Below are 24679 nucleotides of genomic sequence, written 5' to 3' on the forward strand. Positions count from 1 at the left end.
GGAACAGGCGAAGGCCCCTTCCTGCGCTGCCGCCGGAAGGAGCGTCCGGTATGCCTGAGCGAGAGACCCGGGCCGGTAGCGGCCGGCAGGCGGACGAGGTCACCGCCGCGCCCGGCGGGCTGCTCGATCTGCTCAAGGTCGCCGCCCTGGTCCTGGGCAGCGACGGCCGGATCGTGCTGTGGAGCCCGGAGGCCGAGTCGCTGCTCGGCTACTCCGCGACCGAGGCCCTGGGCAGCGACGCGGGCGTGCTGCTGGTGGCCCCGGAGAACCGGGCACGGGCCCGCGAGCTGTTCCGGCGCGTACGCACCGGGGCACGCTGGGCGGGCGTCTTCCCGATGCGTCACAAGGGCGGGTGGACGCGCCGCGTGGAGTTCCGCACCATGCAGCTGCGCGACACGCGCGGCGACATCCACGCCCTGGGCCTCGGCATCGACGTCGAGACCGTACGGAACGTCGAACGCGATCTGGCCCTCTCGCACATCCTGATCAACCAGTCCCCGGTGGGCATCGCGGTGTTCGACCCCGACCTGCGGTGGCTGCGGGTCAACCCGGCGCTGGAGCGCATCAACGGCGTTCCCGAGGAGGCCGTCCGGGGCCGACGGGTCGCCGAGGTGCTGCCGGCGCTCGACGTCCAGGCCATCGAGACGCGGATGCGGCGGGTCCTCGACACCGGTGAGCCCCTGCTGGACCAGCAGACGATCGGCCGGACCGCCGCGGACGACGAGGACCACGCCTACTCGGAGTCCTACCACCGGCTGGAGGACCCGAACGGACGCGTGCTGGGTCTGGCGATGGCGATCCTCGACATCTCCGAGCGGCAGCGGGCGGCCGCCGAGGTCGCGCAGGCGAGGGAACGCCTGGCGGTGATCGCCGACGCCGGCGCCCGTATCGGCACCACGCTGGACCTGCGCCGGACGGCACAGGAACTCACGGACGTGACCGTTCCGCAGCTCGCCGACCTCGCCGCCGTCGACGTACTCGACTCCGTCGTCGGTCACGGCATCGGTGGCACGGGCCCGGTACGGCCGGACGACCCCCTGGCCTTTCACGCGCTGGCCCTGAAGGCGAGCCGTGCCGGCGATGCCGTGGAGGCGGCGGATCCGGTCGGCGAGCCGGCGTCGTACACCGCGTCACGGGTGATCACCCAGTGCGTACGGGAGGCGCGGCCCATTCTCCTGCGGCGGGTGAACGCCGAGGAGCTGCGGCGTATCGCCCGGGACGACGCGGCCGCCGACCGGCTGCGCCGGGCGGGCGTCCACTCCTATCTGGCCGCCCCTCTGGTGGCCCGGGGCGAGGTGCTGGGCACGCTCAGCCTGTACCGGACGGTCGACGAGCGGCCGTTCGACGACCAGGACCTCACCCTTGCCACCGAACTGGCCGCCCGTGCCGCCATCTGCATCGACAACGCCCGGCTGTACGGGCGCGAACGCGCCACCGCGCTCACCCTGCAGCGCAGCATCCTGCCCCAGGAGCCACCGCGCCCCGACGGCATGGAGGTGGCCTCGCGCTATCTGCCCGCGGTCAGCGAGGTGGGCGGGGACTGGTTCGACGTGCTGCCGCTCAGGGACGGCAAGGTCGGCCTCGTCGTCGGCGACGTCATGGGCAAGGGTGTGCACGCCGCCGCGGTCATGGGGCAGCTGCGCACCGCCACCCGCGCCCTCGCCCGGCTCGACCTGCCTCCGGCGGAGCTGCTGTCCCACCTCGACGGCATCGCCGCCTCGCTCGGTGACTCCGACACGCTGGCCACCTGCCTGTACGTCGTCTGCGACCCCCGGCACGGCCACTGCGAGGTCTCCCGCGCCGGCCACCTCCCGCCGGTACTGGTGGAACCGGACGGGACGGCAGTCTTCCTGGACACCGCCGCCGGTGTGCCCCTCGGAGTGGGGGGCGTGCCGTTCACCGCGGACCGGCGGGAGCTGCCGGAAGGGGCACTCCTCGCCCTGTTCACCGACGGTCTCGTCGAGAGCCACACGGAGCCCATCGACACCGGGCTGAACGCCCTGCTCGGCCTGCTGGGCACCCGCCTCCCCCTCGAAGAGACCTGCGACCTCGTGCTCGACACCCTGAACCGCCAACCGGACGACGACGTGGCCCTCCTCCTCGCCCGACGCACCGGCCCACCGGGCTGAAGCCCGCCACCCACCGGCGCTCCCGGTTCTCACCTCTGTGCGAGTGCGGCGGCGCCCTTGTCGGTCAGGACGGGGGCCGACCTCCCGCCTCAAGGCAGGAGGACGGCCCCCGTCCGTGCCGGTGGCCGACCGGTCAGTACAGCTTGTTGACGGCCGTGGTGGTGGTCTTCTTGAAGGCGGTCACGGGCGCGTTCACGAAGTCGCCCAGCTGGCTCCACTGGACGACGGTGACGGTCCTGCCGTCCCGGCCGACCGACAGCAGGGCGACGTCCGTGGTGCCCGAGGACGTCTCGGTGTTCACGCCGCGGACATGGGCACCCTCCTCGACCGGCAGCGTGCCGAAGTCCCGGCCCTCGGCGTCGATGTCGGGCGAGGACTCCTCGAGACGGTCGGCGCAGGTGCGGATCAGGTCGTCGTAGTGCTTGGCCAGGGCCTTGGCCTGTCCGGCGGTGCCCGTCACGACGGTCAACTGCACGGCGTTGGTGTCCAGGTCGGTGCGGAACGTGCGGTGCCGGTAGTCGTAGTCGAGCACGCCCTCCGTGCTCACGCAGAGGCCGAGTGCCTCCGGGAACCCCTCGGTGACCGGCCCGGCGGTCCAGGACGACGTGGGGTGCGGCGGCAGCTCGGACGCCGACAGGAACTTCGGCGCGGCGGCCTTCGTCGCGGCGCCCGCGGCCGGCGCCGTGAGGAGCGAGCCCGCCGCGAGGGCGGCGACGGCGAGTGCGGTGAGAGCGCTGGTTCGGATGCGCATGGTCATGGGTGTTCCCCCGTGGACGAGTGGGTGGACAAGGATGCCCCCCGACGAGGCCCGGTTGGTCGGTCCGGCCCCGGTCGGCGTGACACCAAGAGCATCAGCGGTCGCAACGGCCGGCCGCAACAGCCAGGGGCCCATCGAGCACCCTGGAACCATCCCACCCCTTCTGACCTGCACGTACATGGGTGCCTGGGATGCCGTCGTGGGGCCGAGGGCGGGCGTCGGGCTGGTGATCAGGCGGCAGCTGCGGTCGTCCGTGCGGTACGTCGCCGCTTGAGCCGGCGGATGCCGAGGAAGGCGCCGGCCAGGACGGCCAGGAGGCCGACGACCACGACGGTGGTCCGGACGGGGCCGACGAGCGCGACGATCACGCGGGGATCGCGCCAGGGGGTCGGTCGATCATGGGCGGCTCCACCAGCCTGGTGACTCACCACGTATGCGACCGGCGCGAACCGACGAAACCGGCACCGGAGGACCTCGCCGTCGTCCACTACCGAACGGCCGAGCGCAGCTCGGGCAGGGACAGAACCTCGTCCAGCACGTCGACGTAGAGATCCACGTGCTCGCGGCGGAAGGTCATGGGCGGTTTGATCTTCAGTACGTTGTCGTGCACGCCATTGGGGAAGACGATGACGCCGCGCTCCTTCATGAGTTCGGTGACCATGAAGGCCTGCTCGGTGGCCGGCATCTTGGTGGTGCGGTTGCGGACCAGTTCGACGCCGAGGTAGAGCCCTTCCGCCCGCACGTCACCGATGAGCGGTTGCCTCTGCTGGAGTTCGCGCAGCGACCGGGCGAAGTACCCGCCCACACTCACGGCGTTCTGCCGCAGTCCATCCTGTTCGACGATGTCGAGCACGGCCTCGCCGATCGCGCAGGAGACGGGGTTGCCGCCGAAGGTGTTGAAGTACTTCATGCCCGTGTCGAACACGTCGGCGATCTCCCTGGTCGTGACCACCGCCGCGAGGGGATGCCCGTTCCCGAGCGGCTTGCCCATCGTGACGATGTCCGGCACCACTCCCTGGAGTTCGAACCCCCACCAGGGCCCGAGTCGTCCGACGCCGACCTGGACCTCGTCGGAGATGCACAGGGCGCCCGCCCGCCTGGCAGCGGTGAACACGCCGTCGAGGTAGCCGTCGGGGAAGACGATGTTCCCACCCGATCCCATCAGGGACTCGGCGATGAAGGCGGCCGGGGGCCGGCCGTCGGCCGTGATCCGCTCGATGACAGCCGCGGCGTCGCGCGCGTACTTGGCTCCGGCGTCCGTGTCGTCGTACCCGTAGGTGCTGCGGTAGCGGTCCGGGATGACGACCTCGTGGGTGGTCGCCGGCGCACCGGCGCCGCCGGGACCCTTGTATCGGTTCGGGCTGATCCCGGTCACCACGCCGGTGTTTCCGTGGTACGCGCCGTCGATGGTGACGATGTGCTGACGACCTGTCACCTGACGGGCGATCCGCAGCGCCAGGTCGTTCGCCTCGCTGCCGGTGCACACGAGGAAGACGACCTCGAGCGGGTCGGGCAGCGTGGCCACCAGCTTCTGCACGTAACCGGCGATCTGCGGGTAGACGAAACGGCTGTTGGTGTTGAGCTTGCGCAGTTGCCGGGTGGCGGCGGCCGTCACGCGCGGCTCGGCATGGCCGACATGGGTGACGTTGTTCAGCGAGTCCAGATAGGCCAGGCCGTCCTCGTCGTGGAACCACACGTCCCGCCCACGCACGAGGCTCATCGGGGTGCGGTAGTAGCTGCGCTGGGAGCGTGCGATGTGGCGACGGCGCACCGAGACGACGTCGTCGACGGTGGGGGCCGCGGCGGAGCGCTCGGTGAACCCGAGGAGCCGGGCGGGGTCGGGTGACAGACGGCTCCACACCTGACGTGCGGAAGGCGGCACGACACGAGGCGGCGGCCATGTGGCCATCCGCGCGGTGCGGTGGACCTGCACCTGGACGCGGGACCCGAGCGGGTCCGTCTCCTCGCTCGCGCCGGCGCGCCCCAACGGTGCCCCGGCCGGAACCGTCGCAGCGACGGGCGGCGTGCCGTCGAGTCCCCACCAGCACGTCCAGAACTCCAGCCCCTCGACCGCGTGTCGCAGCACCAACGGCATCCCTGCGCCACCGCGGGCCTCGACGACACCGGCCAGCGGGGCGGCGACCTCCTCGGCATCGGCCACGACCAGCGAACCGCCGACCTGAACCGTCGCGGGCTCGTCGGCTCCCGGACGGCGGCGGCCGCCCAGGAGCAGCGATGCGCCGAGGTGGGGGACGTAGCCCCGACGCCGTCGTCCGTCGAGAACGTCGTCGATGCTCGCGCGCACCGCCCTCGCGTCGTGCCAGTCGACTTCGTCGTAGAGATCACTTGCCGGGAGCAGGTCGAGCAGTCGAGGGGCCGGTGTGTGAGGGGAGCGCTCTGGGGCCGCCTCTGCCAGGACCTCTTCCAGACCCCGCTGCTCCCGCGTCCGGGGGAGCCCGCACGCGACCCGGAACGTCGCCTCGGCGACGTCGGGACAGATCTCGGCCACCTGCGCGATCGCGGGCCAGGTGTGGTGCATGCGGCTCCGCCCGTACGGCGTGTCGCACTCGGCGACCCGGCGCGTCCACGTCACGGCGTTCATGCACAGCCGGGCCGCCGCCAACGGATGGACGGCCGCCAGTTCCTCGGCCGTGAGGGGGAGCACCGAGTGGAAGCCGGCCACGACCTCGGCCGCGGCAGCCAGCGGGTCGGCCTTGCGGACCATGGCGTAGCCCGCCGCGATCGCCACCTCTGCCACGCGCACGCTGTGGAGCGAGTCGCCCAGGTCGACGATGCCCGAGATCCGCAGTACGCCGTCCTCGTCGGGGTGGGCCAGGACGTTGGCGTCGTTGAGATCCTGGTGTACGACGCTCCGCGGCAGTCGGTCCCATGCGGGCAGGAGATCGTCGTACCAGCCCATGATCGTGCGCACCGACTCCAGCCGCTCCGCGTCCGGTACGGCGTGCAGCGACGCCTCGACGATCTCGGCGGCCCGGCGCATGTCCCAGTCGTGCGGTTCCAGGCCCACCGGTGGCTCCACGCCGGAGAGTCCGAGGCTCAACCGCCCGGCGGCTTCTCCCAGTTGACGCAGAAGCGCGGCGGGATGGTCGTCGAGATCCGCCAGGACCCGGCCCTCGAGCCAGGTCATCACGCGGACCACGTACGTTCTGCCCTCGTGGACGACGCCGGCAGCGAACGTCCCCTCGCGTGTCGGGACCAGCCGTGGCACCGGAAGGTCGGGAACGGTGGATGCCAGATGCTGGAGGAGCGAGTTCTGCCAGACGACGTCGGCCGAGTCCGGCTCCGCGCGGGTGACCCGTACGAAGTGGCGCATGCCGTCGTCGCCGGTGATGCGGACGTTCTGGTCGACCTCCCCTCCCAGGGGGTGCTGGACATGGGCCTCCAGTCCGAAGGACTGCCGCAGCACGAGATCGAGGAGCGAGCCCGGCAGTCGGCCGGTGTGACCGGGGGCGGCCGTTCCGTCCTGGCCGGTGGTGGTCGCTGAGGTCATCGGTGCGTTCTCTCTCTCGTCGTCAGGTCGCTCGTCGCTCACCATGGGCCTGCGGCACGACGCTCGGGTCGTGGCCGGTCCTCCGCGGGCTGCGGTCTCGATGACGTTCTGGTCCTCGCCCTCGACGCTCGCCCTGAGGGCGGCGTGGTCTCCGGGGGCATCCTGGGCGATCCCGATCCCCGCTCGGCCCGGCGAGCCGGTCGGCGGGACGTGGTGTCTCTCGGCCGCGGCTGCTCCGGGTGACCCCTCTCCAGCCCGAGGTGATGCGTCAGTGAAACACCGTGGAGAATCCGGCGACAAGGGACGCGGGGCCGCGACATCGGACCTGTATTTTGTGCTTGTGCACAATTTTCGGCAGGAAGCCCCACCGGCCTGTCAGCGGCAGCTCCCGCAGACGGCCCCGTGTCCGTCCTGTGACGGCTGTCGTCGCGAGGGGCGGCTCTCGTGAGCGGCCCGGGAGGCCGCCGGGGCGGGGCCCGCCACGACGCCGTGCAGGCGATCGCGCGCCGGCTCCTCGAGGAACGCCTCGACGAACTGACCTCTCGTGCTCTCGAACAGCTGGAAGCCGAGGAGTCCGCCTACGCGTCGGCGGACTGGGACCCGGTCCGGAAACGGGAGGGCATGCGACGAACCCTCGAACTCGCCCTGACCCGGCTGGCCGGCGGCCCCGTGCCCCGGTCGGTCTCGCGCGCCACCGAGGACGTGGGACGCGAGCGAGCGGAACAGGCGTTCCCCCTGACCGCGCTGATGCACTCTTTCCAGCTGGACCTCAGGACCCTGTGGGAGGCCGTGCTCGCGGAGGGGCGGGCACGGGGCATCAGCGCCGATCCCGACTTCCTCGACGGGTTGATCCGCGTCTGGGAGGCGACGGACCGCAACAGCGTCGAGGTCGTCGACGCCTACCGCCGCACCGAGCGCGACCTGGCGAGCCGTCGTACGGAGGTGCGCAACCGTGCCTTCGGTCGCCTCGTCCTGGAAGGGGAGCAGGATCCCGCGACGGTGGCCGAGGCCTCGACGTTGCTGGGCTTCGCCGAGCACGTCGCGTTGACCGTGGTCGTGGTGGAATCCGTTCCCACCGGGGACCCGGCCCTGTCCCAGGTCGACGATGCGCTGCGTCGGGGCGGTCTGCTGCGTCACTTCGGATGGATGGGTGACGAGCTCCTCGGCATCGTCCGTCACGGACGGAGCGATCAAGAGGCCGTGCTTGCCATGCTGCGGCCGTTCGCCCCGTGGCGCTGCGGCGTCGCGGAAGTCCCCGGGCTGGCGCTGACGGCACGGGGTATCCGGTTCGCGCGTGCCGCGATCCGCAGCTCCGCGCAGCCCGGAGTGCGGCATGTGGAGGGCCACTGGGTCGGGGCGATCATGTCGGCGCAGGAGGAGCTCACCGGTGCGGTGGCCACCCGCGTGCTGCGCCCGCTCCTCGCGTTGCGCGACAGCGACAACATCGTCGAGACCCTGCGCTGTTACCTCGACCTGGGCTCGGTCGCCGAGGTGGCCGCACGCACCTACCGTCACCGGAACACGGTGGGCAATCGCCTGCAGGCCGCGGAAGAGGCGACCGGGCTGAAGCTGTCCAGGCCGAACGACGCCGCCCGGCTGGTCCTGGCCCTGGCCTGGCTGGATACGGATGCCGGAGCCCGCTTCCTCGCGACGATGTCCTGATCCGCCGATCGCCGGACGGGTTGCGGCAACCGGCCGGCCGCGACCGCGACCGGGAGCACCGGAGCCGGAGCGCGGCGGTCAGCGCCCAACAGCCCTGCAGAGGGCGGCGGTTCCGGCGGCCGACGGCCCGGTCACGCCGCCGGGCGGCGGCGCGCGGCGGCGGCAGTCCGTGCCGGATCCGCTCGACGGTGCCTTCCCGAGACGCAGCCGGTTCGGGCGGGAGCCTCACCTGGTTCCTGACGGAAGTTGTGCACAGGCACAAAATAGAGGGCCGATGTCGCGGCCTCGCGTCCCTTGTCGCCGGATTCTCCGCGGTGTTTCACTGACGCATCACCTCGGGTCGGAGAAAGGCTCATCGCGCTCGGCGCCCCCTTGAGCCCCCTGCCCCCAAAAGGTCGCCGCCAACGCCGCAGCAGCCTTCTGAACCCCGACGCGGCAGACCTGGCCGCACTCGACGAGAACGTGACTCCCGGTGAACGGGGTGTCTGCTATGCCCGGAAAGAGGTTGAACACCATGCGTCAGATCGTCACCTTCGATGCCTACGGCACTCTGGTCGACTTCCAGCTCGGCCCCACCACCCTGAAGATCCTGGCCGACCGGCTGGACCTGGACCGTCTGAACGTCGACGAGTTCCTCGACGACTTCCGCATCATGCGGTTCCACGCCGTCCTGGAGGCATACCGCCCCTTCCGTGAGGTGCTGCCCGCCAGCCTGGAGACGGCGATGCGGCTGCACGGCCTGGAGTACCGGCAGTCCGACGGCGAGGCCCTGGTCGCGGCCGTGCCCACCTTCGGCCCCCACCCCGAGGTCCCGGCCGCCCTGCGGGCGCTGAAGTCCCGGTACGAGATCGCCATCATCTCCAACACGGACGACGACCTCATCGCCCGGAACCTGGCCCACATGGGCGTCGAGTTCGACCATGTCGTCACCGCCCAGCAGGCCGAGGCGTACAAGCCGTCCCGCCAGACCTTCGCGTACGCCTTCCGGGCCATGGACATCGACCCCGCCCAGGTCATCCACGTCGCCCAGGGCTGGGAGTACGACCTCGTCCCCACCCGCGACCTCGGCCTCGCCCGCCGCGTGTGGATCAACCGCTACGGCCACAACGGCTCCGTCGGAGCCCGTGGCAGCGCCGACTACCAGCCCTTCGACGAGCTGCCCGACCTGTCCGGGCTGCCGGCCCTGCTCGGCTGCTGAGGCCGCGAGCCCCTGCCCGAACAGGCGGAGCCGGTGGTCCTCGTGACCTGGCCGGTGGCGGGCACGGGGCTGACACATTGTCCGGACCTGGCGTCCGGGCCGGACAGATCGCGCGTTGGTGCGGTCCTCGTCCGCCGGGATGCTCGGGAGACCGCAGCAGACGGAGTACCGAGGCCCGGGAGACGAACATGACCGCACTGTCGCCGCACCTTCGCCAGGCCGCGCCCGTGCTTCACCGCCGGCATCGGCGTCCCCCCGGGGCCTGGTCGGCCTCGACACGGGCCTCGTCTCCCAGCCCGCCGTACCCGTCAACCGTCGTCCGTGCGCTCAGCGCAGGTGGCGGACGGTGATCTCCGCGGCCGTGGCGGTCACCAGCCGGCCCAGCTCGGGGAGCCTGCCGGGCTCGAAGCGGGAGTCCGGCAGGGAGATGGCCACGGCGGCCAGGGGTGCGCCGGCGGCGTCCAGCACCGGCGCGGCGATGGCGCAGACACCCTGGACGTACTGGTTGTGGTTGACGGCGTATCCCCGTTCCCTGACGCGCTCCAGCTCGGCGCGCAGCTCCCGGGGATCGGTGATGGTCTCCTCGCCGTATCCCTCCAGGGTGCGGGCGGTGAACTCGTCGACCTCGGACTTGGGCAGATGGGCGAGGACCGTGTGCCCGGCGGCCGTCGCGTGCAGCGGTGAGGTGGCGCCGATGGCGTGGAAGGTCCGTACGGCGTGGTCGCAGTCGACGCGGTCCACCACGACCATGCCGTTCAGCGCGTCGGGCACCGCCAGGTGGATGGTCTCGTCGAGCGCGTCCCGGAGCCGGATCATCGGCTCCCGCGCGGCGGCGAACAGGCTGGAGCCCTGGAGGGCGGCGGGGCGTACGGCGAGGACGCGGGCGCCGATCTCCCAGCGGGTGGTGTCCTTGCGGTTGGCGCGCAGCCAGCCGGCCTCGTTCAGGGTGACCAGGGTGCGCTGCACGGTCGACTTCGGAAGGCCGAAGAGCCTGGTCAACTCGCCCACGGTGACGGGCTGATGCCGGGCGACCGCCTCCAGGATGCGCAGCGACCTGGTGACACTCTTCATCTCCATGTGCCGCACTATAGCATGCCATTCCACAATGTGGCACGAGCTTGAAGTTTGGGCGGGAGGTCCGCGGAAGCGGGTGACGACATGCGTCGAGGGTGGGCGTCGCGCGTCGGTGCGAGACCCACCCTCGATGGCGACTCCGGTGCGGTCGCCGTCGCGCTCAGGCGCCCAGGCGGCGGCGCGAGATGTCCGCGGTCGTGTCGGCGACGAGGCGGCCCCACTCGGGCAGGCGGTCCGCGTCGTACCGGGACTCGGGCATGGAGACGGCCACGGCGGCCAGCGGCGTGCCGTCCTCGTCCAGTACGGGGGCGGCGACGGCGCAGACGCCGGGACGGAACTGGTTGCGGTTGACCGCGTACCCGTCGGTGCGGATCCGGGCCAGTGCGGCGCGCAGCTCGTCGGCGTCGGCCGGCGTCGTGTCGCTGAAGCGCTCCAGGCCCGCGGCGATGACCTCTTCCACGTCCCGGCCGGGGAGGTGGGCCAGGACGGCCCGCCCGACCGCGGTGGCGTGCAGGGGAGAGGTGTCGCCGATCGTGTGGAAGGTGCGTACCGCCTGCGCGCAGTCGACGCGGTCGACGACGACCATGCCGTGCAGCCCGTCGGGGACCGAGAGGTGGATGGTCTCGTTCACCGCGTCCCGCAGGCTCACCATGGGGTCGCGCGCGGCGGCGAAGAGGCTGGAGCCCTGGAGGGCGGCGGGGCGTACGGCGAGGACGCGGGCGCCGATCTCCCAGCGGGTGGTGTCCTTGCGGTTGGCACGCAGCCAGCCGGCCTCGTTCAGGGTGACCAGGGTGCGCTGCACGGTCGACTTCGGAAGGCCGAACAGTTTCGTCAACTCGCCCACGGTGACGGGCTGATGCTGGGCGACCGCCTCCAGGATGCGCAGAGACCTGGTGACGCTCTTCATTTCCATCCGATTTCCCCCTGTTGGTCCTCTGAATTTTTCGTGAACAACCCCTTGACTCCCCTCCGTGCCACTGTCATTGTCTGTGCCAGATTCTAGCACAGCGTTCCACAATGTGGCACGGCTTGAGGAAGAACTTTCCGACAGAGCCGGAACACCCCCCGAGAACCGGACGGATGCGCGCTGCGGGCCCCGAGGACTCCGCCCCCGCCCAAAACCACTCGAATCGAACAGCCTCGCACCGGAGCTCAGCATGCGCCCCGGTGAAACGAAAGGAAACCCCCGTGTCAGCTGCCAGGAAGCGTGTCGCCGTCATCGGCGTCGGAACGATGGGCAGCCAGGCCGCCTGGCGGCTGGCGGCACGTGGCGCGGACGTCGTCGGCTACGACCGCTACGCCCCCGGCCACGACCGCGGTGCGGCAGGCGGCGAGACCCGGATCTTCCGCAGCGCCCACTTCGAGGACTCCCGGTACGTCCCGCTCCTGAAGCACGCCGACGCGCTGTGGGAGCAGCTCCAGGGGGAGACCGGCCGCGAGCTGCGCCGCCTGACCGGGTGCCTGCTGATGGGGCGGACCGAGCACCATCAGATGGCCACCGTCCTGGAGTCCGTCGCGGAGCACGACCTCGACCACGAGGTGCTGGACGCCGAGACACTCGCCAAGCGCTTTCCGCAGTACCGGCTCGAGGACGGCGACGCGGCCGTCCTCGACCGCCGCGCCGGCTTCATCCGCCCCGAACTGGCCATCCAGACCGCCGCCCGCCGCGCGGAGGAACTGGGCGCCGTGATCCACCGCTACACCACCGTCCGCGAGGTGGTGCCCGTCGCGGGCGGCGTCGAGGTCCGCACCGACGCGGGCAGCGAGCGGTTCGACACCGCGGTCGTCACCCCGGGTCCCTGGGTGAACGACCTGCTCCCGGACCTGCCGTGGGAGGTGGAGGTCCGTCGCCTGGTCAGTGCCTGGTTCGTGCCCACCACCCCCGAGGCATGGTTCGGCGAGGAGCGCCCGGCCTTCATCCGCACCGCCCCCACCCACTGGTACGGCCTGCCCTCCCCGGACGGCGTCTCCGTCAAGCTCGGCCTGAACCGCGTCCTGCACCGGCTGGCCGACGACCCCAACGAGCTGGAGCGCACGGTCCGTCCGGAGGAGCTGGAGATCTTCTCCGAGCTCATCGGGCGCTACGCGCCGGACCTGCACCCGGACCCGACCCGTCTCGCCGTCTACATGGAGGGCTACACCGAGAGCAGCCGCCCGCTGGTCGGTCCGCTGCCCGGCGCCGAGAACGTCGTCCTGCTCGCGGGCTTCTCCGGCCACGGCTTCAAACTCTCGCCCGCCTTCGGCGACATCGCCGCCGACCTGGCGCTGGACGGCACCTCGCCGCAGCCCATCGACTTCCTCTCCACCATCGGCCGTACGGAGGCATGACCATGAGCGACACCACCCTCTCCGTCGGCTCCCTGCACGCCGAGCCCGGCAGCACGGTGGGCGGCACCCTCCGGGCGGACCTCGGCACCCTCACCACCGACATTCCGCTGACCCTGGTCAACGGCTCCCGCCCCGGCCCCCGGGTCGTCGTCACCGCGGGCGTCCACGGCGGCGAGTTCACCCCCATCGACGCCGTCGTACGCCTGGCCGACAGGCTGGACCCCCGCGAGGTGCACGGACAGCTGATCATCTGCCCGGTCGCCAACCCTCCCGCCGTGTACCAGGGCCGGCTCAACATCTCCCCCGTCGACGGCGTCAACATCAACCGCGTCTTCCCCGGCGACCCGGACGGCGGCCCCACCGAACGGCTGGCCGCCTGGCTCTTCACGAACCTGATCGACGGCGCCGACGTCTACATCGACCTGCACTGCGGCGGCATCGACCAGGTCCTGCGGGACTTCGTCGGCTACCGCCTCACCGGCGATCCGGACCTCGACAAGGCCACGGCCGCACTGGCGGGCTCCTTCGGCATCGAGGACGTCATCCTCGGCCTGACACCCGAGGGCGGCAACAGCCACGCCGCCGCCGCCCGCCGGGGCATCTCCGCCGTCCTCGTCGAGGTCGGCGAGCTGGGCCGGCGGGACGAGGCTACGGCCCTGCGCCGCGTCGACGGCCTGCTGACGGCACTGCGCCACCTCGGCGTCCTCGACCAGGGCCACTCCGCCCCCGCACCGACCCGGGAATGGGTCTGGTCCGGCGGCGTCACCGCCGAGGCCACCGGCCTGTGGTACCCGGCGTTCTCCTTCGACGCCGACATCATCGGCGAAGTCACCGAAGGCGACCTCCTCGGCCGCATCGTCGACCCGGTCGACGGCACGGAACACCCGGTCCACGCACCGGCGGACGGACGCATCTTCTACGGCATGCACGGCCTCACCGTCGCCCCCGGCAAGGAACTCGCCGCCCTGGCCGTCCCCTGGGACCCCGCCCTGGCCACAGGCCCCACCACACTCCGAGCCCCCGGCCTCGGCGCCGGATCCGACGAGCCGGATCCCCGCCCCTAGACCCCCCTCCACCCCCCCTCGCCCTTTTCCCACGTCCCTCGGCCGCTCACCTCCCGCGGCCGGCACCACCAGGAGGCACACCATGAAAGACGCCCGGATAGACCGCAGACTGTTCCTCCGAGGCATAGGCGGAGTCACGGCGGGTGTCGCCGCCGCGACCACCCTCTCCGCCTGCGGTACAGGTACCAGCCGGACGGCCGGCGGCAGCGGTGGCGGTGACAAGGGTTCCAAGACGGTGGTCGTCCGTGACAGCGGAGGTTCCTACGGCGCCGCGCTGCAGAAGGCGATCTACACGCCGTTCACGCAGGAGACCGGCATCCAGGTCAAGGTGCTGAACCTGGACGACGCCCCGCTGCTGGCGCAGATCAAGCAGGGCCGCCCGCAGTGCGACCTGATCAACAACTCGATGATGTCGCATCTGAAGTACGTGAAGCAGGACGCCCTGGAGGCGCTGGACCTCGACCGGATCAAGAGCGTGCAGAGCGCGAAGATCCCCGAGGCCCAGGTCACCGAGCACGCCGTCGGCAGCAGCTTCTACGGCCAGTGCATCGCGTACCGCACCGACGCCTTCGGAGGGAAGAAGCCGGAGTCGTGGGCGGACTTCTGGGACACCAAGGCGTTCAAGGGCGGCCGTTCGATGTGCAGCCCGGACGGTGACCTGCCGGAGCTGGAGTTCGCGCTCCTGGCCGACGGCGTCCCCGCGGACAAGCTGTACCCGCTGGACGTCGACCGTGCATTCAAGGTGCTGACCCGGCTGCGGGGCGACATCAAGAAGTTCTGGGACAGCGGCCCGCTCCCCGGAGTGCTGCTCAGCCGCCAGGAGGTCACCATGTCGACCGTCTGGGACGGCCGGATCGCCGACCTGGAGAAGCAGGGTGTCCCGGTCACCCGTCAGCTCAACGGGATGCGCCGCCAGTTCCAGGGCTACGCCATCGCCAAGGGCGCGGCCAACACGGACAACGCCTACCAGCTGATGGACTTCTCCCTGCGGGCGGAGAGCCAGGCCGGTCTGGCCAAGGCGTTCCCGTCGAACCCGTCGTCCCCGCTGGCCTACGAGAAGCTCACCGAGGACGAGCGCAACGCACTCGCCGGTGCGCCGAAGTACTACGACAAGGGCTTCGACACGGACGTCAACTGGTGGCTGAAGAACGAGTCGGCCGTCACCAAGCGCTGGCTGGAGTGGGCTCGTGGCTGAATTCGGTGTCGCCGCACCGTCGGTGAAGGTGGCCGGCGTCAAGCCGGCCGCCGCGACCGGCAAAGCACTGTCGGTGGTGGCTCTGCGCAAGACCTACGGCGGCGTCGTCGCCGTGGACGAGGCGTCGATGGAGATCGCCGCCGGGGAGTTCGTCACCTTCCTCGGCTCCTCCGGCTCGGGCAAGACCACGACGCTGATGATGATCGCCGGGTTCTGCGAACCCGACTCCGGCACCATCACCGTCGGCGGCCGTGACGTCACCCGGCTCGCGCCGCAGAAGCGGGGCCTGGGCTTCGTCTTCCAGCAGTACCTGCTCTTCCCGCACATGACGGTCAGCGAGAACGTCGCCTTCCCGCTCACCCTGCGCGGGGTGGGCAAGGACGAGATCCGCCGGCGGGTGGGGGAGACCCTGGAGATCGCGGGCCTGTCCGGGTTCGGCGGCCGCAAGCCGCGCGAGCTGTCCGGTGGTCAGCAGCAGCGTGTGGCGCTGTGCCGGGCGCTGGTCTACCGCCCGCCGGTCATCCTGATGGACGAGCCGCTGGGTGCCCTGGACAAGAAGCTCCGCGACCAGTTGCAGGTGGAGATCAAGTCCATCCAGCAGGAACTCGGCCTGACCGTCATCTATGTGACGCACGATCAGGAAGAGGCGCTGGTCATGTCGGACCGCATCGCGGTGATGCGCAACGGCCTGATCGAGCAGTTCGACACCCCCCGGGAACTCTTCGAGCGGCCCAAGACGCCGTTCGTGGCGGACTTCCTGGGCGCGGCCAACTTCCTGCCCGGCCGCATCGAACAGAACGACGGCGACCACACCCTGGTCCGCCTCGACAACAGCGGCGGACTGCTCAAGGCCCGCCGCCACCAGCTGCCCTCCGGCACGCTGGTGAAGGTGGCCGTGCAGCCGGGCCGGCTGCGGGCCTCGGCCGCCGACGACGGCTTCTGTACCGGCACGGTCGAGATGGCCACCTACGTCGGCACCCTGGTCCGCGCCGGTGTGCGCATCGACGGAGGCGACGCACCGCTGCTGCGCCTGGAGGTCCCCGCCGGCCGCGGCCCCGTCGCCGGTGAGCGGGTCGGGATCACCGCCGACCCCGAGGACATCAACCTCTTCCCCACAGACAAGGCGGGGTGAGCCATGGCAGCCACCCTGACCGCGGGGGCTCCGGCCCGCCCACGCAAACTCCTGGCCTCACGCAAGACCCGTGTCGGCATCCTCTACGCGCTGCCGGTCGTGATCTACCTGCTGGTGCTGTTCGTCTACCCGATCTTCAGCACGCTTCTGCTGAGCCTGAAGGACACCGACGGCTCGTTCACCCTGCACTGGTACGCCGACGCCCTGACGGGTGTGAACCTGTCGGTGCTGTTCACCACGCTGCGGATCTCCGCCGAAACAGCGGTGCTCAGTCTGGTGTTCGGGTTCGTCCTGGCGCAGGCGATCTCCCGGCTCAAGCCCGTCTGGGCGGGCCTGGCGATGCTGGTCGTGGTCGTCCCGCACTTCGTGTCCGCGCTGGTGCGCACCTACGGGTGGATCATCATGCTCGGCGACAAGGGCCTGGTGAACGAGACCCTCACCGCCGTATCGCTGCCCGGAGCGCCGTTCCAACTGCTCTACAACGAGCTGGGTGTGGTCATCGGTACCACCTCGATGATGCTCCCCTACACCGTGCTCCTCCTCTACGGGGTGATGCGCGGGGTGGACCGGCGTCTGCTGGCGGCCGCCGCGAGCATGGGCGCGGGCAAGGTGACCATCTTCCGCAGGGTGTATCTGCCGCTGGTCGCCCCCGGGCTGGCCAGTGCCGGACTGCTCAGCTTCATCCTCTCGCTGGGCTACTACATCACCCCCGCCCTGATGGGCGGCCCCAACCAGACGATGATCGCCACCCTCATCAACCAGCAGGTCACCAAGGAGAACCAGTGGAACGGGGCCGCCGCACAGGGCGTGATCCTGCTGGTCCTCACCCTCGCCGGACTGCTCCTGGTCAAGGCCGTCACCTCCCTCGGCGCCAGCCGTAAGAAGAGGAGTGGGTCCTGATGGAACTGCGCAAGACCCTCACCGGACGCATCGCCCTCACCGCGGTCGCCACGCTCATCCTGCTGTTCCTGGCGCTGCCGATCGTCGTCATCCTCGTCACCTCCTTCAGCAACAACGCCTTCGCGGCCTTCCCGCCCGAGACGTGGACGCTGAACTGGTACAAGGCCCTGTTCGCCGACGGCAGCAAATGGCCCGCCGCGCTCTCCCTGTCCGCCCTGGTCGCCGCCCTGAGCACCGTGTTCTCCCTCGTCATCGGCGTGACCGCGGCGACCGCCCTGGTCCGCAGCGAACTCCCGCTGCGCTCGGCGGTGTTCGCCCTGGTCCTCGGACCGCTGCTCATCCCGCAGATCGTCACCGCGCTCGGACTGTTCCTCCTCTTCGAGCCGGCCGCGATGCTCGGCAGCCCGATCGCCATCGCGCTCGGCCACACCGTGCTCGCCTCACCCATCGCGGTGCTGATCCTGATCGCGACCCTGCGCGGGATCGACGAACGCCTGGAGGACGCCGCCGCCAGCATGGGCGCCGGCCGGCTCACCATCGCCCGGAAGATCACCTTCCCGCTGGCCGCACCCGGCATGATCGCGGCGGCGATCTTCTCCTTCATCACCAGCTTCGACGAGTTCTACATCTCCCAGTTCCTCTCCTCCGTCGACACCGTCACCCTCCCGGTGCAGGTCTACAACTCCCTCACCTTCGAGATCGACCCCAGCGTCACCGCCGTCAGCGCCATCCTCATCGCCTTCGCCATCCTCGCCCTCGGCCTGGTCGCCCTGGTCCGCTGGCTCGGCTCCGGCAGGCAGGACTCCCTCCTCTCCGTCGAGAACACCGTCGGCGTCGCCAACCCCGGAGGCGAGGCCGTATGACCACCGCCGCCGCTCGGACGACCGCGGCCACCGCTCAGCGGCACCTGCTGCTGAACATGACGGCCAACGGATCGCTCGGCAACGAGGGCGAAGACCTCCTCGTCGTCCGGCGAGGGGAGGGCCCGTACGTCGACGACGCCGACGGCAGGCGCTACATCGACGGTCTGTCGGGGCTGTACTGCTGCCAACTCGGCTACTCGTACGGCCCCGAGTTCGCCGAGGCCGCCGAACGGCAACTGCGCGAGCTGTGCTACAGCCCGCTGTGGACCGGCTCCGCGCACCCCACGGCGATCGAGCTGGCCGAGCGCCTGTCCCGGATCGCCCCCGTCGACATCGAGCACACGTTCTTCTCGAGCGGTGGCGCCGAAGCGGTCGAGACCGCCTGGAAGATCGCCCGCCGGTACCACGCCCTGCGCGGGGAGCCGGGACGGGTGAAGGCGATCGCCCGGCGCGGGGCCTACCACGGGCTGACCGTCGGCACCCTGTCGTTCACCGACGAACCCGGTCTGACACAGCCCTACGGCCCGCCGGCGATCGACACCCGGTTCGTGTCGAACACCAACCGCTTCGGCCTCGCACCGCAGTTCGCGGACGACGAGGTGTACACGGCCTGGCTGCTCGCCGAACTGGAGGCCATGCTCCTGGCCGAGGGCCCGGAGACGGTCGCGATGCTCATCGCCGAACCCGTACAGAACCGGGGCGGCTGCATCACTCCGCCCCAGGGCTACTGGCAGGGGCTGCGGGCGCTCGCCGACCGGTACGGCTTCCTGCTCGTCGCCGACGAGGTGATCACCGCCTTCGGCCGGATCGGCGAATGGTTCGGCGGGGACCGTTACGGCGCCCGCCCGGACATGGTCACCGTCGCCAAGGGCATCACCTCGGGACACGCCCCGCTCGGCGCGACCCTGGTCGGCACCAGGATCACCGAGGTCGTCAACCGGCCCGGCGCCGTCCTCAACCACGGCTACACCTTCGCCGGGCACCCGCTGAGCACGGCCATCGCCCTGCGCAACCTGGAGATCATGGAACGGGACCGGGTCCTGGACAACGTCCGCGATCTCCAGGGCGACCTCGCCACCCGCATGGCGGCCCTCAAGGACCTGCCGATCGTCGGCGACGTCCGAGGCACCGGGTTCTTCTACTCCTGCGAACTCGTCGGTGACCTCGACGGCGGGGGCTTCAGCGACCGGGCCCGCGCCGAACTGATCACCGATCTCATCCCGCGCCGGCTGCGCGAGGCCGGCCTGCTGGCCCGCGTCTACGACCGGTCCGCGCCGCTGGTCCAGATCGCACCCCCGCTGATCAGCGACCGCGCGGTCCTCGACCGTATCGCCGCGATCATCGCGGGCGTCCTCGCCGAGGCCTCGTCCCGTATCTGACGCACGTTTTGGGAAGGAACCACATGTACTCCATCGGTCCGCTGACCGTCGCCCCCGGCGAACGCGCCCAGGGCCTGATCCCGGTCGGCACCAGCAGCTACGGCGTGGAGCTCGGCATCCCGCTGATCGTCGTCAACGGCGTCGAGGACGGCCCCGTCCTGTGTGTCGACGCCGGTGTGCACGGCGACGAGTACGACGGCCAGGAAGCCGTCCGCCGCGTCCTCGCCGAGCTCGACCCGGCCACCCTGCGCGGCACGGTCGTGGGCATTCCCTGCCTGAACACCCCGGCCTTCGAGGCGGCGGCCCGTGCGAGCGGCATCGACCACCTCAACCTGAACCGGATCTTCCCGGGCGACGCGGAGGGCTCCTACTCCCAGCGCCTGGCCGCGACCTTCGTCGAGCAGGTGGTCCCCGCCGTCGACGCCGTGGTCGACCTGCACACAGGTGGCGCCTACGGCGAGATCGCCCCGCTGGTCATCCTCCAGGGCGGCTACGAGGAGTTGGCGACGGACATCGCTCTCGCCGCCGGGCACGAGCTGGTCTGGAAGGGCGGCAAGTGGGGCGGCACGGTCCGCCACCCCGTCCTCGAAGCGGGCAAGCCCGCCATCACCATCGAGTGCGGCGGCGCCACGTACCGCGAGACCAACGTCGAGCACCACATGAACTCGATCCGCAACATCCTGCGCCGGCTCGGGATCATCGAGGGCGAGCCGGTGCTGCGGGAGACCTACACGACCGTCTCCGGCACCTTCGCCCGCTCCGCCGCCGGCGGCTTCTTCGTCGCGCACGCCGAGCCGGGGGAGACCTGCAAGGAAGGCGACCTCATCGCCACCATCACCGACCACTACGGCACCACGCTGGAAGAGGTCCGCGCGCCGCAGGAAGGCATCGTGCTCTGGGTGCGCCGCATCCGTACGGTCCGCCCCGGCGACGAGGTCGTCATCTTCGGCGAGGTGCTGGGAGAGATCCGGCCATGAGCGACGCAACGCAGTCGACCGAACTGCTGATCGACGGCAAGCAGGTCCCCGCCGCCGACGGCCGCACCTTCACCGTCCTCGACCCGTCGAACGGCACGGCGATCGCCCAGGTCGCGCTGGCCGGCAAGGCCGACGTGGACGCCGCGGTGGCAGCGGCGCGCGCCGCCTTCACGGCACCCGAGTGGGCCGGGATGCGGGCTGCCGACCGCGGCCGGATCCTGTACCGCATCGCGGAGGCCATCCGCTTCCAGGGCGAGCGACTGGCCCGGCTGGAGAGCCAGGACGTCGGCAAGCCGCTGCGCCAGGCGAAGAACGACGTCGAGGCGGCGGCCCGCTACTTCGAGTTCTACGCGGGCGTCGCCGACAAGCTCGGCGGCTCGACCGTGCCGCTCGGGCCCGGCCTGATCGACTACACCGTGCGCGAGCCGATCGGCGTCTCCGGTCAGATCATCCCGTTCAACTACCCGCTGCAGAACACCGCGAGGGGCTCCGCCCCCGCGCTGGCCGCGGGCTGCACGGTGGTGCTCAAGCCCTCTCCGGAGGCACCGCTCACCCCGCTGGAGATCGGCAGGATCGCCCTGGAGTGCGGTCTTCCGCCGGGCGTGCTGAACGTGGTCCCCGGTGACGGCGACACCGGCGCGGCCCTCGCCGGGCACCCGGACATCGACCAGGTGACCTTCACCGGTTCGGTGCCGACCGGTATCAAGGTCGCGCAGGCCGCCGCCGCCAACGTGGTGCCCTCCGTGACGGAGCTGGGCGGCAAGTCCCCCGTCGTCGTCTTCGCGGACGCCGACTTCGACGCAGCGCTCGGCGCCGTCGCCGCCTCCGCCTTCGGCAACGCCGGACAGACCTGCTCGGCCGGCACCCGGCTGCTGGTCCAGCGCGGCGCCGAGGAGTTCCTGGACAAGCTCGTCGCGCACGCAGCCTCCCTGCGCCTCGGCCCGGGTCTCACCGATCCGGACGTCGGCCCGCTCGTCGCCGCACGGCAGCGTGACCGGGTCCTCGCCTACCTGGAGGTGGCGAAGGCGGAGGGCGCCGTGGCACGGACCGGCGGAGGCGCCCCCGCCGACCCCGGGCTGGCGGACGGCTACTTCGTCGAGCCGACCGTCCTGACCGGAGTGGACAACCAGGCCCGGTGTGCCCGCGAGGAGATCTTCGGCCCCGTGGTCACGGTCATCGAGTTCGACACCGTCGACGAGGCCCTTCGGATCGCCAACGACAGCCCGTACGGCCTCGCCTCGTACGTGTGGACCCGCGACATCGACAAGGCGATGCGTCTGGCCGAGGGCATCCGCGCCGGCCAGGTCTACGTCAACGCCACCGGAGTCGGCACCGGCGTCGAGCTTCCCTTCGGCGGCTACAAACACAGCGGCTGGGGCCGGGAGAAGGGCCTCGAAGGACTGGCGAGCTACCTGCAGACCAAGAACGTCTGCATCGGGTTCGGGAACCGGTCATGAGATACCGCACGCTCGGAGAGCGCGGCCCCGTCGTCTCGGTGGTCGGCGTGGGCGGCAACAACATCGGCAGCCGCCTCGACGAGGACGGCACGAAGGCCGTCGTCCACGCCGCCCTCGACGCCGGGATCACCCTGTTCGACACCGCCGACATGTACGGCGGACGGGGCGATCGGGGCGGCCTCCGGGGCGACGGTGAGCGGCTCCTCGGGGCCGCGCTCAAGGGCCGCCGCGACGAGGTGGTGCTGGCCACCAAGTTCGGCATGGAGATGAGCCGGGAAGCCGACCTCTACGGTCCGCGCGGGGCCCGCCCCTACATCCGGTACGCGGTCGAGGCGTCCCTCGGCCGGCTCGGCACCGACCGGATCGACCTGTACCAGTACCACGAACCCGACGGCGTCACACCGCTGGAGGAGACGGTCGCCGCGCTCCGGGAACTGGTCGACGAGGGCAAGATCCGGTACATCGGCTGCTCCAACCTCCCGGCCGGGCGGATCACGGACGCCTTCGTGTCCACCCAGGAGCGCTACCACCTGCTCGACCGCGGCGCGGAACAGGATCTGGTCCCTGCCTGCCTGCACCACGGCCTCGGCCTGCTGCCGTACTACCCGCTGGCCAACGGCCTGCTCAGCGGGAAGTACCGCCGCGGCGAGGCGCCCCCGCCCGGCAGCCGCCTGTCCTCGCGACAGGGCTGGCTCACCGACGCGGCCCTCGACAGGACCGAGGCGCTCACCCGATACGGCGCCGACCGCGGCCTGACCCTCCTCCGGGTCGCGGTCGGCGCACTGGCGGCCCTGCCCGCCGTCGGCTCCGTCATCTGCGGAGCCATGACCCCCGAACAGGTCACCGCCAACGCGGCGGCCGCCGACTGGATACCGAGCCCGGCCGACCTGGCCGCGCTGGACGCGATCGTCGCCCCCGGCGAACGCGTCGTCTGAAGCCCCCGCCAACCCGAGAATCCCGCGAGACGAGGCTGAACACCATGCGAGAGATCGTCACCTTCGACGCCTACGCGACCCTCATCGACTTCGAGCTGGCCCCCACGACCCTGAAGGTCATCGAGGACCGGCTGGACCTGGACAATCTGGACGTCGACGAGTTCCTCGACGACTTCCGCGTCATGCGCTTCCAGGCCGTCCTGGAGGCATACCGCCCCTACCACGAGATCCTGCACTCCAGCCTGCGCAACGCCATGCGCCTGCACGGCCTGGAGTACCGCGAGTCCGACGGCGACGCCCTCGTCGAGGCCGTCCCCACCTTCGGCCCCTGGCCCGAGGTCCCGGACGCGCTGCGCGCGCTGAAGACGAAGTACGAGATCGCCATCATCTCCAACACCGACGACAACCTCATCGCACGGAACGTCGAGAACATCGGCGTCGAGTTCGACTACGTCATCACCGCCCAGCAGGCCGGCGCCTACAAGCCCGACCGCCAGACGTTCGAGTACGCCTTCAAGACCATGGGCGTAGAGCCCTCCCAGGTCATCCACACCGCGCAGGGCTGGGAGTACGACCACATCCCGACCCGCGACCTCGGCCTGAAGCGCCGCGTGTGGATCAACCGCTACGGCCGCAAGGGCAGCGCCGACTACCAGCCCTACGACGAGCTGCCCGACCTGTCGGGCCTGCCGAAGCTGCTCGGCTGCTGACCGACGGCTCACCGGCGAAAGAGACAGAGAAGACAGAGGACGCACGCCATGAAGCAGATCCCCTACTGGATGGACACAGCCCCCGCCCTGCCCGACCGTTCCGGGAAGGACCTGCCCGACGAGGCGGACGTGGTGGTGATCGGCGGCGGCCTCTCCGGCCTGTCCACCGCCTACCACGCCGCCCGCAAGGGGGCCCGGGTCGTCCTCGTCGAGAAGGACCAGGTCGGTTCGGGCGCCTCCGGGCGCAACGGCAGCCACTGCAACCCCGGCATCACCATCAGCCCGGCCCAGGCCCGCCAGCGCTACGGGCAGGAACGTGCGCGCGAGCTCTACGACGCGTTCCGCGTCGCCGTGGACCTCGTCGAGGAGATCGCGGTCAAGGAGAAGATCGACTGCGACTTCCACCGTGCCGGGCGCCTCGGCCTGGTCTGCAAGCCCAAGCACCTCGAGGGCATGCACGCCAAGCAGCGCGACCTGGCCGAGAACTTCGGCCACGAGACGGTCGTCCTGAGCAAGAGCGAGCTGCGCGCCGAGCTGGGCTCGGACTACTACCACGGCGCCCTGCTCGACCCGCTCGGCGCGGCCCTGCACGTGGGCAAGTTCGTCGTCGGCCTGGCAGACGCCGCCGAGCGCGCCGGCGCCGAGATCCACGAGCGCAACGCCGCCACCGGCCTCACCCGCCTCCCCGGCGGCGGCTTCGTGGTGGAGACCATGCACGGCACCATCCGTGCCAAGCAGGTCATGGCGGCGACGGATGCCTACACCGACCAGTCGATGCCGTGGTTCCGCAAGCGGCTGATCAACGTCGGCAGCTTCATCATCGTCACCGAGCCGCTGGGGGAGGCGCGCGCCAAGGAGCTCATCCCCAACGGCCGCCTGCTGGTCGCCCACAAGAACGTCGGCAACTACATCCGTCTCACGCCGGACAACCGCCTCGCCTTCGGCGGCCGGGCCCGCTTCGCCCCCTCCAACCCGGCCTCCGACGTCAAGAGCGGCGACATCCTCAAGCGGGAGATGACCGAGATCTTCCCGCAACTGGCAGGGGTGAAGATCGACTATGTGTGGGGCGGCATGGTCGGCTTCTCCTGGGACCGCATCCCGCACGCGGGCGAGGTCGACGGCCTGTACTACTCCATGGGTTACTGCGGCCACGGCGTCCAGATGGCCACGTACATGGGCCGCGCGGTCGCCGAGATGATGGACGGCAATCCCGAGGCCAACCCGATGCGCGGCTTCGACTTCCCGAAGGTCCCCGTCCCCTTCTACAACGGCACTCCCTGGTTCCTGCCGTTCGGCGGCGCCTACTACAAGGCGAAGGACCGCCTGCTCTGACCGGGCGCCGCCGCCGATGACGTCGCGGGGGCCTTGACCGCGACAGAGCGAGAGGCCCCCGCGACCCCCTGGACGC

At 71.0% G+C, this 24679-nt stretch carries 20 protein-coding genes; 15 read left to right on the forward strand and 5 right to left on the reverse strand.

What is annotated here, in order from left to right; genetic code table 11:
- The first annotated feature begins 50 nt into the window (after positions 1-50).
- Positions 51-2129, forward strand: a complete 2079-nt coding sequence (locus SCAB_RS38740; RefSeq protein ID WP_013005499.1) for a SpoIIE family protein phosphatase — start codon at positions 51-53, stop codon at positions 2127-2129.
- 133 nt (positions 2130-2262) lie between these two features.
- Here SCAB_RS38740 and SCAB_RS38745 read toward each other — a convergent pair whose 3' ends face one another.
- The 3 genes from SCAB_RS38745 to SCAB_RS38750 form a co-directional block, all read right to left on the reverse strand.
- Positions 2263-2886, reverse strand: coding sequence for a hypothetical protein (locus SCAB_RS38745; protein ID WP_037728406.1), 624 nt, complete (start codon positions 2884-2886; stop codon positions 2263-2265).
- A 230-nt stretch (positions 2887-3116) separates the two neighbouring features.
- A complete protein-coding gene (locus tag SCAB_RS47475) occupies positions 3117-3254 on the reverse strand; it encodes a hypothetical protein (RefSeq protein ID WP_013005501.1) in 138 nt (45 codons plus the stop codon).
- A gap of 119 nt (positions 3255-3373) precedes the next feature.
- On the reverse strand, positions 3374-6397 hold the full coding sequence (locus SCAB_RS38750; protein WP_013005502.1) for an aminotransferase class III-fold pyridoxal phosphate-dependent enzyme: 3024 nt from the start codon (positions 6395-6397) through the stop codon (positions 3374-3376).
- 444 nt (positions 6398-6841) lie between these two features.
- Here SCAB_RS38750 and SCAB_RS38755 point away from each other — a divergent pair, with 444 nt between their 5' ends.
- Positions 6842-8059 carry a PucR family transcriptional regulator gene (locus SCAB_RS38755; protein WP_013005503.1) on the forward strand — a complete coding sequence of 406 codons (1218 nt, stop codon included), beginning with the start codon at positions 6842-6844 and terminating at the stop codon, positions 8057-8059.
- Between the two features lie 514 nt (positions 8060-8573).
- Positions 8574-9257: a haloacid dehalogenase type II gene (locus SCAB_RS38765; RefSeq protein ID WP_013005504.1), complete on the forward strand. Its 684-nt coding sequence runs from the start codon at positions 8574-8576 to the stop codon at positions 9255-9257.
- 327 nt (positions 9258-9584) lie between these two features.
- Here the strand turns inward: SCAB_RS38765 and SCAB_RS38770 are convergent, their stop codons facing one another.
- Both SCAB_RS38770 and SCAB_RS38775 read right to left on the reverse strand, forming a co-directional pair.
- Positions 9585-10328, reverse strand: a complete 744-nt coding sequence (locus SCAB_RS38770; protein WP_037728430.1) for an IclR family transcriptional regulator — start codon at positions 10326-10328, stop codon at positions 9585-9587.
- A gap of 163 nt (positions 10329-10491) precedes the next feature.
- Complete coding sequence (locus SCAB_RS38775; RefSeq protein ID WP_013005506.1) at positions 10492-11238, reverse strand: IclR family transcriptional regulator; 747 nt, start codon at positions 11236-11238, stop codon at positions 10492-10494.
- Positions 11239-11411: 173 nt separating this feature from the next.
- Between SCAB_RS38775 and solA the strand changes: the two genes are divergently transcribed.
- From solA to SCAB_RS38835, 12 genes are all read left to right on the forward strand, one after another.
- The gene (solA, locus tag SCAB_RS38780) at positions 11412-12659 is read left to right on the forward strand and encodes an N-methyl-L-tryptophan oxidase (RefSeq protein ID WP_374194930.1); all 1248 of its coding nucleotides are present in this window, start codon (positions 11412-11414) and stop codon (positions 12657-12659) included.
- A 2-nt stretch (positions 12660-12661) separates the two neighbouring features.
- Positions 12662-13723 carry a M14 family metallopeptidase gene (locus tag SCAB_RS38785; RefSeq protein WP_231885179.1) on the forward strand — a complete coding sequence of 354 codons (1062 nt, stop codon included), beginning with the start codon at positions 12662-12664 and terminating at the stop codon, positions 13721-13723.
- Positions 13724-13805: 82 nt separating this feature from the next.
- Positions 13806-14918: an ABC transporter substrate-binding protein gene (locus tag SCAB_RS38790; protein WP_013005509.1), complete on the forward strand. Its 1113-nt coding sequence runs from the start codon at positions 13806-13808 to the stop codon at positions 14916-14918.
- Positions 14911-16050, forward strand: a complete 1140-nt coding sequence (locus tag SCAB_RS38795) for an ABC transporter ATP-binding protein (RefSeq protein WP_013005510.1) — start codon at positions 14911-14913, stop codon at positions 16048-16050. Before SCAB_RS38790 ends, SCAB_RS38795 begins: the two co-directional genes overlap by 8 nt.
- A gap of 3 nt (positions 16051-16053) precedes the next feature.
- Positions 16054-16950 (forward strand): ABC transporter permease, encoded by an 897-nt coding sequence (locus SCAB_RS38800; RefSeq protein WP_013005511.1) that lies wholly within the window; start codon positions 16054-16056, stop codon positions 16948-16950.
- Positions 16950-17813: an ABC transporter permease gene (locus SCAB_RS38805; RefSeq protein WP_013005512.1), complete on the forward strand. Its 864-nt coding sequence runs from the start codon at positions 16950-16952 to the stop codon at positions 17811-17813. The genes SCAB_RS38800 and SCAB_RS38805 overlap by 1 nt, the downstream gene beginning before the upstream one ends.
- Positions 17810-19192, forward strand: a complete 1383-nt coding sequence (locus SCAB_RS38810; protein ID WP_013005513.1) for an aminotransferase class III-fold pyridoxal phosphate-dependent enzyme — start codon at positions 17810-17812, stop codon at positions 19190-19192. Before SCAB_RS38805 ends, SCAB_RS38810 begins: the two co-directional genes overlap by 4 nt.
- 23 nt (positions 19193-19215) lie before the next feature.
- Complete coding sequence (locus tag SCAB_RS38815) at positions 19216-20169, forward strand: succinylglutamate desuccinylase/aspartoacylase family protein (RefSeq protein ID WP_013005514.1); 954 nt, start codon at positions 19216-19218, stop codon at positions 20167-20169.
- Positions 20166-21626: an aldehyde dehydrogenase family protein gene (locus SCAB_RS38820; protein WP_013005515.1), complete on the forward strand. Its 1461-nt coding sequence runs from the start codon at positions 20166-20168 to the stop codon at positions 21624-21626. The genes SCAB_RS38815 and SCAB_RS38820 overlap by 4 nt, the downstream gene beginning before the upstream one ends.
- A complete protein-coding gene (locus SCAB_RS38825; RefSeq protein ID WP_013005516.1) occupies positions 21623-22561 on the forward strand; it encodes an aldo/keto reductase in 939 nt (312 codons plus the stop codon). Before SCAB_RS38820 ends, SCAB_RS38825 begins: the two co-directional genes overlap by 4 nt.
- 44 nt (positions 22562-22605) lie before the next feature.
- A complete protein-coding gene (locus SCAB_RS38830) occupies positions 22606-23271 on the forward strand; it encodes a haloacid dehalogenase type II (RefSeq protein WP_013005517.1) in 666 nt (221 codons plus the stop codon).
- 48 nt (positions 23272-23319) lie between these two features.
- Complete coding sequence (locus SCAB_RS38835) at positions 23320-24603, forward strand: NAD(P)/FAD-dependent oxidoreductase (protein WP_013005518.1); 1284 nt, start codon at positions 23320-23322, stop codon at positions 24601-24603.
- Positions 24604-24679: the final 76 nt, after the last annotated feature.

The sequence above is a fragment of the Streptomyces scabiei 87.22 genome, assembly GCF_000091305.1.
In the GTDB taxonomy this organism is placed as follows: Bacteria; Actinomycetota; Actinomycetes; order Streptomycetales; family Streptomycetaceae; genus Streptomyces; species Streptomyces scabiei.